Source organism: Allorhizobium undicola ORS 992 = ATCC 700741, assembly GCF_000621665.1.
Lineage (GTDB): Bacteria > Pseudomonadota > Alphaproteobacteria > Rhizobiales > Rhizobiaceae > Allorhizobium > Allorhizobium undicola.
In genome coordinates this window covers 222,554-236,784 of record NZ_JHXQ01000005.1, presented here as the reverse complement: position 1 = coordinate 236,784, position 14,231 = coordinate 222,554, and the positions used below count along the sequence as shown (strand labels likewise).

Below are 14,231 nucleotides of genomic sequence, written 5' to 3'. Positions count from 1 at the left end.
ATGACCAAACCACCTGTCGGCAGCAACAGAACGGGACGAAAGCTTGGCCAGAAGGTCAAGAAGGGCAAGCTGAAAGCATCGTCCCGGCGCTGGATCGAGCGCCATATCAACGATCCTTACGTGCAGCGGGCCAAGCTTGAGGGTTATCGCGCCCGTGCGGCCTTCAAGCTTCTGGAAATCGATGAAAAGCACCAGATCCTCAAAGGCGCGCGGCGCATCATCGATCTGGGGGCCGCTCCCGGAAGCTGGTCGCAGATTGCGGCCAAGGTCACGGATTCCTCCGACGAGGATATTCGCGTCGCAGCAATCGACTTTCTGGAAATGGCGCCGCTTCCCGGCGTGAAGATCCTGCAACTGGACTTTCTGGATCCCGCCGCACCGGATATGTTGATGGAGGCGGTGGGCGGCACGCCTGATCTGGTGATTTCCGACATGGCCGCGCCCACCACGGGCCATCAGAAGACAGACCATTTGCGCACCATGCATCTCTGTGAAGTGGCCGCGCATTTTGCCGTGGAAGTTCTGGCGGAGGGTGGTCATTTCCTGGCCAAGACCTTCCAGGGTGGCACGGAGCGGGATCTGCTGAATATGCTGAAGCAGAATTTCCGGCAGGTCATTCACGTAAAGCCAGCATCGTCGCGGGCGGAATCGGTGGAGATGTTCTTGCTGGCCAAGGGCTTCAAGGGTCGCCGGACCAGGCTTGAAACCGTGGCGGACGATCAGGACGACCCGTGAGTTGAGAAGGGCCCCCAAGGCCTCACGGTGCGGGGTGCGGCTTGCGGCGATGGCCCGAAACATCCGCGCCCACATCCCTTGGCAACAGGATGTATGGCACCACCGAAGCCAGTGACAGCGTTGCCACCACGGCAAATCCCAGGTGAAATTGTGGCAGGCCAAGCGTGCCCCCGGTCAATGCCGTGCTGACTTCCAGCACGAAGGCTGCGCAGGCCACGCCCAGCGCAAGGCTGACCTGTTGCAGCACCGAGGCAATGGAGGTGGCCTGACTTGCTTCCTGATTGTCGATGTTGGAATAGCCAAGCGCATTGGTTCCGGTAAAGAAGAAAGACCTGAAAAATCCGGCCATCAGCAGGAAGCCCATGATGACGGCATGGGGCGTTTGCGGGGTGAAAAAGGCGTTCATGTAGGTGGTGGCGGCGCCTGCAAGACCGGCCGTGATCAGCACGGTGCGGAAGCCGGCAGCGGCAAACATCCGCCTTGCGGCAAACTTCGTTGTAATGGCGCCGATTGCGCCGACAAAGGTTGTCATGCCGGATTCGAACGGGGTCATTCCAAACCCCAGTTGCAGCATCAGCGGCATCAGAAACGGAATGGCGCCGGTGGAAATGCGAAACAGCGTGCCGCCGGTCTGGGCGGCGCGGAAGGCAGGCTTGCGAAACAGCCGAAGATCGAGGAGCGGCGCGGGATGACGCCGCGCGTGGAAAACATAGGCCACGCCGCAGACGATGCCGATAAGCGTGGCGCCAATGCCCACGGCAGGCGGCAGCACCGGCAGGCTGATGACGGAAAGCCCGAAGACGACGCCGGAGGCCGAGACACCCGTCAGCACGAGGCCCGTGACATCAAGGGGCGGCGTATCGAGCTTTTCGATCTCTGGCAGGTAGATCGAGGACAAGATCAGACCGATGAGGCTGATCGGCACATTGATGAGAAAGATCCAGTGCCAGGTGAAATAGGTGGTGATGAAGCCGCCGACGGGTGGGCCTGCCAGCGGGCCGACAAGGCCGGGAATGGTCAGCAGCGCCATGGCCGAAACCAGTTCTTCGCGTCGCGTGGTGCGCAACAGCACCAACCGGCCCACCGGCGTCATCATTGCCCCGCCAATGCCTTGCAGAAAGCGCGCCCCGACAAAGGCCCAGAGCGAGCCCGAAATGGCGCAGAGAATGGAACCGATGGTGAAAACCACGATGGCCGAGCGGAAAATGCGCTTGGCGCCGAATTTATCTGCCATCCAGCCGCTGACAGGAATGAAGATCGCCAGCGACACCATGTAGGAGGTGAGCGCCAGCTTCAGCGTGATCGGCCCGACGCCCAGATCGTCGGCAATGGCCGGCAGGGCGGTGGCAATCACGGTGGAATCCATGTTTTCCATGAACAGGGCAACGGCAAGGATGAGCGGTACGATGCGGTTCATGCGGACATCTCGTGAAAATTTTTGCGAGAGAAAAATGCGTCGGGGCTGAAGCGCCTTCCGATCTGATGGAATGAGGTTTGCTCTCCAGGGTTTTAATTTTTCACCTTAACGTGCATATCCCCGTTTCACTCGGGACGATTTATGCTGTAATCACAAGCGAAACCTAGCACCATGCCAATAACAATCAATGTGGCAATGTTCACGCAGACGTTACACGCATTGATATCTACGGGCAGGCACCTATCTGCCACAAAGCAATTGCGGGCGCGGCAGGCCGTTGGGGATCTGCAAGCGGGAACGGATGATTTCAACCTATGGAGATTTCTATGTTTTCTCTGAAAAGACGAGGACTTTTTGCAGGTGCTGCCGTCGGGGCATTGACCGCGCCCTACTGGATGGCGCAAACGGCCTTTGCGCAGGCCGCCACCCGCCCTCAAACGGAGCATGATATGCCGCCCCAGATTCACGGGTTCAAATTCGGATCGTTCCAGGTCGTTGTCATTCAGGACGGCATCGGCGTTTCGGACAACCCCTCCCAGACCTTCGGCACCAACCAGAAGCCCGAGGATGTCGCAGCCCTGCTGCAAAAGAATTTTCTGCCCACAGAGAAATTCGCCAATGGCTATCATCCGGTCCTGATCGACACCGGCAAGGACGTGGTGATTTTCGACACGGGATTTGGCGAGCAGGGCCGGGCCAAAGGCAGCGGCAAATTGCTGGCCGGGCTGAAGCTGGCGGGTTATGCGCCTGAGGACGTGACCCTGGTGGTGCTGACCCATCTGCATGGCGACCATATCGGCGGCCTGATGGAACAGGGAAAGCCCGCTTTCCCGAAGGCCCGCTACATGACCGGACGCAAGGAATATGCGTTCTGGACAGACGCCAAACGGATGGGAACTCCGGCAGAGAACGGACACAAGGCGGTTCTGGCCAATGTGAAGCCGCTTGAGGATAAATTCACTTTCATCGAAGACGAGGGCGGTGCCGTGACCGATGGCATCAAGGCCATTCCGGCCTTCGGCCACACGCCGGGACACATGATTTTCCGGGTGGAATCGGACAGCAAGGCGATGATCCTGACCGCCGATACCTCCAACCACTATGTGTTGTCCTTGCAGCGGCCGGAATGGGAAGTCCGCTTCGACATGGATAAATCCATGGCCACGGCCACGCGCAAGAAGGTTTTTGACATGATCGCAGCGGAAAAGCTGCCTTTCATTGGCTATCACATGCCCTTCCCGTCGGTGGGCTATGTCGAAAAGCTGGATGAAGGCTATCGTTTCGTGCCGAAGTCCTATCAGTTCGACATCTGAGACGCCTGCAACGATAAAACGGGTCGGTCATACTACTGCATAATTCCTTAAATCGGAATCGATTTAAGGTGAAAATTATGCAGCAGATTTAAAGTGTTGCAGCGCCGTGCGTCTTATCCAACGCACGGCGCTGCAACACTTCAGATATTCCGGGCCCTTTGCCTCAGCGGCTGGCGTAATTCCAAGGCTCGAAGATGCTAACGCATCCTCACCTTGAAGGGATTTCGAATATCTCAAATGCGTCAAGGGCTTGAGATATTCGAAAAGGGAATACCAAGGCCATTTTCAATGACCGTTGGTATGAAGCACCTCGTGCGCCTGGCGAAGCAGCGTCACCATCTGGGAATGGATCACATCTTCGCCGATGCGGACGCCCGCGCCCTCAAGGTCCTGCTTCAGGCGATTCAACACGCCTTCAGGCTGTTCCACGCCGTAAAGACACAAGTCATCGGCATAGGTGTCGGCATCCTGCCGGTTCATCAGGCTGGCCGCCCACAATCCCATCAGCTTGTTTCGCTGTGCCTCCACCTTGAAATGAACTTCCTGGTCGTGGGCGAATTTCGCTTCCAGGGTGCGGGCACGCTGCGCTATCGATTTCATGGACGATCCCCGTTTTTGAGTGCCGCTTCATTTGCGGCTAATTGATGCACCTCCTCTTTATAAGGCTCGACTAAAAGAACGGTTTTCCATCTATTTCAAATTTTATCCAAAGGCGAAAAAACAGATCGAACGACGGAAGCTGTGGTGAGCTTGACAATCTCCACAGCAGCAAAGGCGGATTTGCTATTTCCTTCCTGTCATGAACGTGTTACCAGCCCTCGCCAACTTCCAAGCATTTCTTGCAGAAGCGACCCGGAGAAAACTCCCGTTTTCCGGTGGGACTCTGCCTATTCAAACGAAGGAAATTGGCATGGCACGCATCGTAATGTCGGCAACCGGCGCAGAAGCGCTCACCTTTGACGATGTTCTTCTCCAGCCGGGACATTCTGAAATCCTGCCCGGACAGACCAATATCGCAACCCGCATCGCCCGCGACATCGATCTCTCCCTGCCCATCCTGTCTTCGGCCATGGATACGGTAACGGAGAGCCGCCTTGCCATTGCCATGGCGCAGGCTGGCGGCATTGGCGTGATCCATCGCAACCTCACCCCCATCGAGCAGGCCGAGGAAGTGCGTCAGGTCAAGAAGTTCGAAAGCGGCATGGTGGTCAATCCGGTAACGATCGGGCCGGATGCCACGCTGGCCGAAGCACTGTCCTTGATGAAAGCGCATGGCATTTCCGGCATTCCGGTTGTCGAAAACGGCGGGCGTCCAGGCCGGCTGGTCGGTATTTTGACCAACCGCGACGTGCGCTTCGCATCCGATCCGTCGCAGAAGATCTACGAGTTGATGACGCGGGAAAATCTCGTGACGGTCAAGGAGAACGTCGAGCAGGGCGAGGCAAAGCGTCTGCTGCACGCCCACCGCATCGAAAAACTGCTGGTGGTGGACAATGAAGGCCGCTGCATCGGCCTCATCACGGTCAAGGACATCGAGAAATCGCAACTCAATCCGAATGCGGCCAAGGATGTGCAGGGCCGCCTGCGCGTGGCTGCCGCCATTTCCACCGGCGATGATGGCCGCGAGCGGGCCGAGCGCCTTCTGGATGCGGGCGTTGACGTCATCGTCGTGGATACGGCCCATGGCCATTCGCAGAAGGTTCTGGATGCCGTCGCGGCGGTGAAGAAAATGTCGAATGCCGTGCGCATCATTGCCGGCAATGTCGCCACCGCGGAAGGAACGCGGGCGCTGATCGAGGCTGGCGCCGACTGCATCAAGGTCGGTATCGGTCCGGGCTCCATCTGCACCACCCGTGTCGTGGCGGGCGTGGGTGTGCCGCAGCTTGCCGCCGTGATGGCCGCTGCCGAAGAAGCCGCCAAGAGCGACATTCCGGTCATTGCCGATGGCGGCATCAAATTCTCCGGCGACATGGCCAAGGCCATCGCTGCCGGCGCCTCCGCCGTCATGGTCGGCTCGCTGCTGGCCGGCACGGATGAAAGCCCGGGCGAGGTCTATCTTTATCAGGGCCGCTCCTTCAAGGCCTATCGCGGCATGGGCTCGGTGGGCGCCATGGCGCGCGGCTCTGCCGATCGCTATTTCCAGGCAGAGGTGCGCGACACGTTGAAGCTGGTGCCGGAAGGTATTGAAGGTCAGGTGCCTTACAAGGGGCCGGTTTCGGCGGTGCTGCACCAGCTTGCCGGTGGCCTCAAGGCGGCCATGGGCTATGTTGGCGGCAAGGACATCAGGGATTTCCAGGAAAAAGCCACCTTCGTGCGCATTTCCGGCGCTGGTCTGCGCGAAAGCCATCCGCATGGCGTGACGATCACCCGCGAGAGCCCGAATTATCCGGGCGCTGCGTAATTGCATGGGACATGAAGAGGGCGCTTCCCAGGCGTCGTATCTCCAAGCCCTGCGACAGGCGGTAACGCAGACTTGTCCATCTTCGGCCCGCAGCGACTTGTCCCTCGCTGCGGGTCTTTTATTGTTTGTTTCCCAAGCTGAGGAGCAAGCGCCATGGACAGATCCGTTACCGACAAGCCTGCCGTTACCCAGGCGATGATCGACGCCTATGACGAATATACGCATCTGACCCTCGACCGCCGGGGCTTTATGGAAAAGCTGACCAGATTGGCCGGATCGGGGGCCGCGGCGGCGGCCATTGCCCCCATGCTGGCGGCCAGCAAGGCCGAGGCAGCGATAACGCCGGAAAACGATGAGCGGCTTGTCATTGAAACCCTGCGCTGGCCGGGGGAAGGCGGAGAGATGCAGGGCTATCTCGCCGCGCCCGCAAAGCCTGCCGGGCCGCTGCCGGGCGTGCTGGTCATTCACGAAAACCGCGGGCTCAATCCGCATATCCAGGATGTGACGCGCCGTTTGGCGCTGGAGGGTTTCATGGCGCTTGCGCCTGATTTTCTTTCGCCGCAGGGCGGCACGCCGGAGAACGAGGATCAGGCCCGCGAGATGTTTTCGAAGCTGGACATGGCCGGGACGGTGAAGAATGGCGAAAGAAGCCGCGCCTTTCTGGCGGCGCGAAAGGGGGGGAACGGCAAGGTGGGGGCCGTGGGCTTCTGCTGGGGCGGCGGCCTCGTCAACCGGCTGGCCGTGGCCTCGCCGGAGCTGAAGGCGGGCGTGGCCTATTACGGCGCCCAGCCCCCGGCCGATCAGGTGGCGGCCATCAAGGCGCCGCTGATGCTGCATTATGCCGGGCTGGACGAGCGCATCAATGCCGGGATCGACGCCTATCGCAACGCCTTGCAGGCCAATGGCAAGCGTTTCGAGATTTTCGTCTATGACGGCGTCAACCATGCCTTCAACAACGATACCTCGGCAGCACGCTACAACAAGGCCGCCGCCGATCTTGCGTGGAGCCGGACGGTCGCCTTTCTGAAAAACAATCTCGCCTGAGGCGGGGAAAACAAAATTCCCGGCTGCTTTGACGTCAATCAATCAGCCGGGGGCGGATTGGAGTAGTCTCCTGCCATCGCCGGACGGTGTTCCGGCCCGTCACCTTGATATTCAAGAGTTGATAGTCAAGTGCGGAACTCGATGGAGGACATTATGGCCCAGATGATGAAAGCCGCCGTGGTACGGGAATTCGGCAAGCCGCTGGTGATCGAGGAAATGCCGGTGCCGCAGCCGGGGCCGGGCCAGGTGCTGGTCAAATATGAAGCAACGGGCGTGTGCCACACCGATCTTCATGCCGCCAATGGTGATTGGCCGGTCAAGCCCAATCCGCCCTTCATTCCCGGTCATGAGGGTGTGGGCTATGTGGCGGCGCTGGGGGCGGGCGTTCGCCATGTCAAGGAAGGCGACCGCGTCGGCGTGCCGTGGCTGCACACGGCCTGCGGCTGCTGCACGCCCTGCCGCACCGGCTGGGAAACCTTGTGCGGCGCGCAGCAGAATACCGGCTATTCGGTGAATGGCACCTTCGCGCAATATGGCCTTGCCGATCCCGATTTTCTGGGCAAGCTGCCGGATAATCTCGAATTTGGCCCGGCGGCGCCGGTTCTTTGTGCAGGCGTCACCGTTTACAAGGGCCTGAAGGAAACCGAAGTGCGCCCCGGTGAATGGGTGGTGATCTCAGGCGTGGGCGGGCTTGGCCATATGGCCGTGCAATATGCCAAAGCCATGGGGATGCATGTGGTGGCCGCAGACATTTTCGATGACAAGCTGGACCTTGCAAGAAAGCTCGGCGCCGATGTGACCGTCAATGGCCGCGCCGCCGATGCCATCGAGCAGGTGCAAAAGGCAACCGGCGGCGTGCATGGGGCGCTGGTAACGGCAGTTTCGCCCAAGGCCATGGAACAGGCCTATGGCTTCCTGCGGTCCAAGGGCACCATGGCGCTGGTTGGCCTGCCGCCCGGTTTCATTTCTCTGCCGGTTTTCGATACCGTGCTGAAGCGGATTACCGTGCGCGGCTCGATCGTCGGCACGCGCCAGGATCTTGAGGAATCGCTGGTCTTTGCCGGCGAAGGAAAGGTTGCAGCGCATTTCTCCTGGGACAGGCTGGACAATATCAACGCGATTTTCAAGCGGATGGAAGAGGGCAAGATCGATGGCCGCATCGTTCTTGATCTGAACTGACGCGCAACGGGTTTGCAGAAGGCCAATGCAAGGCCGGACCGGCTTTCCATCTCGCACTGCGCAACACTCCATATTGCGCTTCGTCGGGAGCAATTCGAGGGAGGGAAGAGCCTGGCGGCCTGGTCGCCGGGCTTTTTCTCTGGAGCAATTTCAGGAAAAGTGGAAGCCGGTTTTCCGTCTGAAAATGCGTAAAAACGAATAGCGAGAGCGGTTCAATGTCTGCGTGAAACAATGAACCGCTCTTGCGCAATGAAAGGGCTAAAGGCGAAAAATAAGACATCATATCATAGGTTTAACCTGTCCGTCTTTTCCCCTTGATTTCTGGGGGCGCGTTTTAAAAAAGAAAGTTCTCATAAAATGCGCTTCATTCTGTTCATATTACCGTAATTTAAATATTTGCACTGCAAACTATTTCTACCTACGAGGCAAGGGGATAGAAATGAGCAGCATTGAACAGCAGATCAAGCCGTGGACCGGGGAAAAGCAGGCAATGGGCCGCGAGGTTCACAGCCGGGTCGAAAAGCATCTGGAACGGGTATTGACGCGCGCTTACAAGGTTATCGATCCGTCGATGACACGTCTTCCTGCCGATTTGCTGCGCCGCGAGGCGGAAAAGGCGCAGAAGCTTTTCACCGGCAGTTACGATCATGCCTTCTTCGACGGTCAGGCGCAGATTATCCGTGACATCGCCGCCAAGGTTGGCCTTGTAAAATTCATGGCTGGCGCGACCTCGGTCTATGCTGCCGAATGGATGATCGCATTGCTGGAGGAAACCCGCTTTTTCGGCAAGAAGCGTGAGGATTATATTCGTTCGATGATGGAGGCGATCCTGACCGATCTGGCGATCGGGGTTCACCATATTGTCGAGGACATGAACCGGAAGGCTGAGGAAGAGCGCGAAGCCCATCACCGTCAGCAGCTTGCCGCCGCCGAAGCCGACAGCAAGGCCATGAAGGTGCTGGGCGAGGCGCTGAACGCGCTTGCCGAAGGCAATCTGGCGCTCCGGCTGAACGACCGCCTGCCGGAGCGATCCGATGTGGCGCGTCAGGACATGAACCGCGCAACGGAAGCGCTTGATCTGGCCATGCAGAAGATTTCCGCCACGGTGGACGATATTCGCAACGGCATGGAGGAGATTTCCAACTCCACCCACGATCTTTCCCGCCGCACCGAACAGCAGGCAGCATCGCTGGAAGAAACGGCGGCGGCTCTGGATCAGATTACGGCAACCGTGCGCCGCACCTCCGATGGCGCCACCCAGGCCACGCAGGCTGCCTCCAGCGCCAAGCAGGACGCCACCCGCTCTGGCCAGATCATGCGCGATGCGGAAGCCGCCATGAGCGAGATTGCCGCAAGCTCTGGCCAGATTTCCCAGATCGTCTCGGTCATCGATGAAATTGCCTTCCAGACAAACCTTCTTGCCCTCAATGCCGGTGTTGAAGCCGCCCGTGCGGGCGATGCGGGCAAGGGCTTTGCGGTTGTTGCCTCGGAAGTGCGGGCGCTGGCGCAGCGTTCGGCCGAAGCCGCCAAGGAAATCCGCAGTTTGATCGCCACCAGTTCCGAGCAGGTACAGCGTGGCGTAACGCTGGTGGAAACGACCAGCCAGACGCTGAGCGGCATTGTCAGCAAGGTTACGGAAATCGATAGCCTGATTGCCCAGATCGCAGCTTCGGCAGCTGAGCAGTCGAACGGGCTGCGGGAGATCAACAGCGCGGTCAACCAGATGGATCAGGTCACGCAACAAAACGCCGCCATGGTGGAGGAATCCACGGCTGCGGTGGCCGATATTCGCAATCGTTCGCGCGATCTTGCGGCACTGGTCGGGCGCTTCTCCCTTTCGGGCCGTGCAACCCCGGCAACGCCCGCCCAATATGGCCGCCGCGCTGCCTGAGGCGATAGCCTGATCGGAAAAACCATGAACCGCTTTATGCCAGGGGCCATTGAAAATGACCCCTGGTATTTTTGCGCGAAGTGGCAAAAGGCGCGAAAACAGAGGAGATCCAGCGGCTGCGAATCGTCCAAACAACAATGCCTTTACAGCGCCGTGCGTTTTATCAAACGCACGAAGGACGCTGTAACACTTTAAATCTGCTGCATAATTTTCACCTTAAATCGATCCCGATTTAAGGAATTATGCAGTAGGATTTTCAGGAAAAGTGTCGGCACGGTTTTCCGTCCGGAAATGCGTAAAACAAAAGCAATGGCGGCGGCGCATTTTATGCGAATGGCCCGTGCCGGGGCCGTTCAGGAATGGGTCACTGGTCCAAGGACGCTGCACGGCATGTGCATAACCCCGGCCGATTTATGGGGGAACGCGCGGGCAAAGGCTTTTGAAAATCAGAAAAATGTATTTTTATGAAGCACTTCGTTCGAAATTGACACGCATGTGAGTGCCGCGTTTCATTAGAATTTACCAGCCTGCGTTAATCAAAATTGAACACCCTTCCCCTAGAGCCGTTCGATGTGTTCCACATGAGGCGGAACAGAGTCCTTGGATGTAGGGAACAGGACGGCAATGAATCGCCCGAAAGACAAGTCGCGCATCGAGACGCGCAAGGAGCCGAAGCAAAAGCGCAGTATTACGCGCTTTCACAGCATTCTCGGGTCGGCGGAAAGCCTGATTGCCGAGCATGGCGTGGTGCAGATGAAAATGACAGATGTTGCCGCTCATGCGGGCGTACCTGTCGGATCGGTCTATCAATTCTTCCCGGAAAAGGCTGCCATCCTGAAGGCGCTTCTCGATCAGCGCCTGCTGGCCCTGAAGCAGGATATTACCAACGGGTTAATGAATATCCGCGATCAGCAGGATGCGCGCCAGCGCGTGGTGAATTTCATCGATCACGCGGCGGCCATGCACCAGACCCACCCGATCTATCGCGAGCTATGGGCGGGCATGTCTCTGGACCCGGAACTGCGCAGCTTGCAGTTTCGGGCGCATGACGAATTGGGGGGGCTTGCGCTTCGCTATCTCGAACCCTTCATTTCCACGCGCGACGGCTGCCGGGAAAGCCGCTTTTTGCTGATTGCCATGCTGACGGGCTCGGTCTTGCGGTGTCTGGCCGAGGGGCATGATCGGGCAGAGGCGCTGCTGGAAGAGTGGAAAACCACGGTTTGCGACATTTTGTTTCCGCAGCAAGCGGTGCCGGCGGCCTGATTACCAGCCGGGGATCGTCTGCCCGGCGCGAAGCCGCGGATAGAGGCGGCTGAAAGACTTCAGCTCGCTATCGAGATTGTCCTCCATGGCTGCCGGGTTGATATTGTCCAGACAGGCCGTGATATGATCGGTAATGGCATTGAGAAGGGAAGGGGAGAGCCCCGGCCTCTTCATGATGCCGATCTGTACGGGCGGCAAGGGCGGAAAGCCGTCATTCTGGGTCAGGACTTTCATGCCGGTGCGCAGGGCCGATTCGGGCAGTACCGAAACCGCCATGCCAGCCAGAACGGCCGCCGCAACCACCGTGGAAGACCAGCTGGTGAAAAGAACCTGATAATCGCGCCCGTCGGCATCGAGCGCCGAGCAGGCAAGCTGTCGCCAGGTGCAATCGCGCCTGCCCACCGCAAGCGGTATGGGGGCTTCTTCCTTGAGCGGATGATTGGATGAGCCCACCCAGCAAAGCGGCTCGGTGCGCACCACATCCGATTGCCGGGCCTGCGGATTGTGGGTGACAAGGGCAATATCCAGCTCGCCACGCGCCATCTTCTCGCTCAGGCTCATGGAGGGCTCACACACGATGTAAAGCTCGACATTGGGATGGGTCTTGGCAAACCGGCCAATGATTTCCGGCATATAGCGATCGGCATAGTCATCGGGCGTGCCGATCCTCAAGGTGCCCTCCAGCCTGTTGTCGTCGAAGGCTGCAATGGCTTCGCTGTTGAGGCGGATGATGCGCCTTGCGTAATTCAACAGCTTTTCGCCCTCGGCCGTCAGCCGGTTGCCGCGCCCGTCCTTGACGAAAAGCTGCTTGCCGACCCGTTCCTCCAGCCGCCGCATCTGCATGGAAACGGCAGATTGCGTTTTGAAAACCCTGGCTGCCGCCTTGGTGAAGCTGCCGGTATCCACAATGGCCGTGAAGGTTTGCAACTGGTCGATGTCGAGGGGAGCTGACATGGAAGAGCCTATCAGAATGTTTGATGACAATTATTAGAAACATTCGTTGGACTGATCAATAGCCATTCTGCAAAAGTCTGGATTGTAAACAACAACCAATGGTCTCCGTGGGAAGAGTGTCGTCGCGGCTTTTTTATCCGCAAATGCTGAACGACGCCGGGAGACCGCCCCTTGATCTATGGAAGGATATAAAGTGACCAGCGCCTCCGGAATGCAGAGATTTGCAGCTCTTGCCCCCTTTGCCGTGGCAAAGGCCGCGGCAAACGCAATCGCGATGCAGGTGCAGGCCGCTATCGCCAGCCGTCACAACCGGCGCATCGTCAATGGCCTTACCGAGCTGGACGATAGCCTGTTGCGGGACATCGGCTTGACGCGCAAGGAGCTGGATTCGGTGTTGCTGACATCGAAAACCTTCGAGGACCCATCCTCCAAACTGGCTGTCAAGGCACGAAATGGCAAAAATGGCCTTGCCGAACTTTCGCTTGGCTGAAACTATGTCGCCGCCATCGCCAGTCCGTTTGCCGCAGCTTAACCGCGACGTGATGGCGCGATGAATTCCATTTTCGATATTTCCGGACGATCTCGCCGGACCTTATCCCCGCAGGGCAAGCCAATCAGCCCTGCCGCTTGCCCGGTAACAGACCCTGTTGCCGGGCCTTTTTATATCCGGCCTGTGGCCTGCGGGTTTTATCAAGCGCACAAGGGGCGCTGTATCCTCAAGCCTTGATATAAGGCAGCAAAAAGGCCCGCATTGCTGCGGGCCTTCCATATCAGGCACGGTTGCGGCCCTGTCAGAATTCCACGGCGCGATCGCCGTTTTCGTCCTGGATGCGGGTCGGCAGGCCGATGCGGTTCAGGAGGTTGATGAAGGGCCTGGGCGGCAGTTCTTCCACATTGGCCATCTTCTTCACATCCCATTCGCCCGTTGCCACCAGCATGGCGGCAGCGACCGGGGGAACACCGGCGGTGTAGGAAATGCCCTGGCTGCCCACTTCGTTATAGGCGTCCTTGTGGTCGGCGACGTTGTAGATGAACACCGTCTTTTCCTTGCCGTCCTTGAAGCCCTTGACGTAATCGCCAATGCAGGTCTTGCCGGTATATTCCGGGGCAAGCGATGCGGGATCGGGCAGGCAGGCCTTGACCACCTTGAGCGGCACGACTTCCGAACCGTCGGCGAGCTTCACCGGCTGCTCGGAGAGCAGGCCGATAGACTTCAGCACGGTGAAGACGTTGATGTAATGATCGCCAAAGCCCATCCAGAAGCGGACATTGGCGCCATCCATGTTCTTGGCCAGCGAATGCACTTCATCATGGCCGCACAGATAGGCCTTGCGCTTGCCCACGACCGGCAGATCGTATTCCTTGCCGATCTCGAACATCTTGTTCACGTTCCACTCGCCATTCTGCCAGGAATAGACGACGCCGGTGAATTCGCGGAAGTTGATTTCCGGGTCGAAATTCGTGGCGAAATACTTGCCATGGCTACCGGCATTGATATCGACGATATCGACATCCGTGACCTTGTCGAGATATTCGTCCTTGGCAAGGCGGGCATAGGCATTGACCACGCCCGGATCGAAACCGGCGCCGAGAATTGCGGTAATGCCCTTCTCTTCGCATTCGGCGGCGCGCTTCCACTCGTAATTGCCGTACCACGGCGGCGTTTCGCAGATCTTGTTGGGCTCTTCATGGATGGCGGTGTCGATATAGGCGGCACCGGTATCCATGCAGGCGCGCAGCACCGACATGTTGAGGAAGGCTGTGCCGACATTGATGACGATCTGGATTCCCAGCTTGCCGATCAGCGCCTTGGTGGCCTCGATGTCGAGAGCATCGAGCGCGTGCGCCTCGAACACGCCCTCCTGCTTCATCGCCTTCTTTTCGTGCACGCTGGCAATGATGGCATCGCATTTTGCCTTGGTGCGCGAGGCGATATGCAACTCGCCCAGCACGTCGTTGTTCTGGGCGCATTTATGCGCCACGACCTGGGCGACGCCGCCGGCGCCGATGATAAGCACGTTCTTTCGCATGATA

The 14,231-nt window shown here is 58.6% G+C and carries 12 protein-coding genes; 8 read left to right on the top strand and 4 right to left on the bottom strand.

Features of this window, described 5'->3' with window-relative positions:
* The gene (locus tag T424_RS0108170) at positions 1–735 is read left to right on the top strand and encodes an RlmE family RNA methyltransferase (RefSeq protein WP_027487299.1); all 735 of its coding nucleotides are present in this window, start codon (positions 1–3) and stop codon (positions 733–735) included.
* Positions 736–757: 22 nt separating this feature from the next.
* Here T424_RS0108170 and T424_RS0108165 read toward each other — a convergent pair whose 3' ends face one another.
* The gene (locus tag T424_RS0108165; RefSeq protein ID WP_027487298.1) at positions 758–2,152 is read right to left on the bottom strand and encodes a DHA2 family efflux MFS transporter permease subunit; all 1,395 of its coding nucleotides are present in this window, start codon (positions 2,150–2,152) and stop codon (positions 758–760) included.
* Positions 2,153–2,478: 326 nt separating this feature from the next.
* Here T424_RS0108165 and T424_RS0108160 point away from each other — a divergent pair, with 326 nt between their 5' ends.
* Positions 2,479–3,465 (top strand): MBL fold metallo-hydrolase, encoded by a 987-nt coding sequence (locus T424_RS0108160; RefSeq protein ID WP_154664841.1) that lies wholly within the window; start codon positions 2,479–2,481, stop codon positions 3,463–3,465.
* 285 nt (positions 3,466–3,750) lie between these two features.
* On the opposite strand, the gene T424_RS0108155 is transcribed toward T424_RS0108160, so the two are convergent.
* Positions 3,751–4,065 carry a DUF1476 domain-containing protein gene (locus tag T424_RS0108155; RefSeq protein WP_027487296.1) on the bottom strand — a complete coding sequence of 105 codons (315 nt, stop codon included), beginning with the start codon at positions 4,063–4,065 and terminating at the stop codon, positions 3,751–3,753.
* Between the two features lie 310 nt (positions 4,066–4,375).
* Between T424_RS0108155 and guaB the strand changes: the two genes are divergently transcribed.
* The 5 genes from guaB (at position 4,376) to T424_RS21725 (ending at position 11,243) form a co-directional block, all read left to right on the top strand.
* A complete protein-coding gene (gene guaB / locus T424_RS0108150; protein WP_027487295.1) occupies positions 4,376–5,866 on the top strand; it encodes an IMP dehydrogenase in 1,491 nt (496 codons plus the stop codon).
* Positions 5,867–6,019: 153 nt separating this feature from the next.
* Positions 6,020–6,910, top strand: coding sequence for a dienelactone hydrolase family protein (locus tag T424_RS0108145; RefSeq protein ID WP_027487294.1), 891 nt, complete (start codon positions 6,020–6,022; stop codon positions 6,908–6,910).
* A 153-nt stretch (positions 6,911–7,063) separates the two neighbouring features.
* Positions 7,064–8,089: an alcohol dehydrogenase AdhP gene (adhP, locus tag T424_RS0108140; protein WP_027487293.1), complete on the top strand. Its 1,026-nt coding sequence runs from the start codon at positions 7,064–7,066 to the stop codon at positions 8,087–8,089.
* 439 nt (positions 8,090–8,528) lie between these two features.
* Positions 8,529–9,980: a methyl-accepting chemotaxis protein gene (locus T424_RS20480; RefSeq protein ID WP_037067045.1), complete on the top strand. Its 1,452-nt coding sequence runs from the start codon at positions 8,529–8,531 to the stop codon at positions 9,978–9,980.
* A 624-nt stretch (positions 9,981–10,604) separates the two neighbouring features.
* Positions 10,605–11,243: a TetR/AcrR family transcriptional regulator gene (locus T424_RS21725; RefSeq protein ID WP_051558855.1), complete on the top strand. Its 639-nt coding sequence runs from the start codon at positions 10,605–10,607 to the stop codon at positions 11,241–11,243.
* Here the strand turns inward: T424_RS21725 and T424_RS0108115 are convergent, their stop codons facing one another.
* A complete protein-coding gene (locus T424_RS0108115; RefSeq protein WP_027487292.1) occupies positions 11,244–12,197 on the bottom strand; it encodes a LysR substrate-binding domain-containing protein in 954 nt (317 codons plus the stop codon).
* Between the two features lie 193 nt (positions 12,198–12,390).
* Here T424_RS0108115 and T424_RS20470 point away from each other — a divergent pair, with 193 nt between their 5' ends.
* Positions 12,391–12,687: a DUF1127 domain-containing protein gene (locus tag T424_RS20470; protein WP_245269488.1), complete on the top strand. Its 297-nt coding sequence runs from the start codon at positions 12,391–12,393 to the stop codon at positions 12,685–12,687.
* A 301-nt stretch (positions 12,688–12,988) separates the two neighbouring features.
* Here the strand turns inward: T424_RS20470 and T424_RS0108105 are convergent, their stop codons facing one another.
* The gene (locus T424_RS0108105) at positions 12,989–14,227 is read right to left on the bottom strand and encodes a saccharopine dehydrogenase family protein (protein ID WP_027487291.1); all 1,239 of its coding nucleotides are present in this window, start codon (positions 14,225–14,227) and stop codon (positions 12,989–12,991) included.
* Positions 14,228–14,231 lie beyond the last annotated feature (4 nt).

Excerpts from the sequence above, each read along its gene's own strand:
- T424_RS0108170 (WP_027487299.1), top strand. The coding sequence starts at position 1 with ATGACCAAACCACCTGTCGGCAGCAACAGAACGGGACGAAAGCTTGGC.
- T424_RS0108165 (WP_027487298.1), bottom strand. The coding sequence starts at position 2,152 with ATGAACCGCATCGTACCGCTCATCCTTGCCGTTGCCCTGTTCATGGAA.
- T424_RS0108160 (WP_154664841.1), top strand. The coding sequence starts at position 2,479 with ATGTTTTCTCTGAAAAGACGAGGACTTTTTGCAGGTGCTGCCGTCGGG.
- T424_RS0108155 (WP_027487296.1), bottom strand. The coding sequence starts at position 4,065 with ATGAAATCGATAGCGCAGCGTGCCCGCACCCTGGAAGCGAAATTCGCC.
- guaB (WP_027487295.1), top strand. The coding sequence starts at position 4,376 with ATGGCACGCATCGTAATGTCGGCAACCGGCGCAGAAGCGCTCACCTTT.
- T424_RS0108145 (WP_027487294.1), top strand. The coding sequence starts at position 6,020 with ATGGACAGATCCGTTACCGACAAGCCTGCCGTTACCCAGGCGATGATC.
- adhP (WP_027487293.1), top strand. The coding sequence starts at position 7,064 with ATGGCCCAGATGATGAAAGCCGCCGTGGTACGGGAATTCGGCAAGCCG.
- T424_RS20480 (WP_037067045.1), top strand. The coding sequence starts at position 8,529 with ATGAGCAGCATTGAACAGCAGATCAAGCCGTGGACCGGGGAAAAGCAG.
- T424_RS21725 (WP_051558855.1), top strand. The coding sequence starts at position 10,605 with ATGAATCGCCCGAAAGACAAGTCGCGCATCGAGACGCGCAAGGAGCCG.
- T424_RS0108115 (WP_027487292.1), bottom strand. The coding sequence starts at position 12,197 with ATGTCAGCTCCCCTCGACATCGACCAGTTGCAAACCTTCACGGCCATT.
- T424_RS0108105 (WP_027487291.1), bottom strand. The coding sequence starts at position 14,227 with ATGCGAAAGAACGTGCTTATCATCGGCGCCGGCGGCGTCGCCCAGGTC.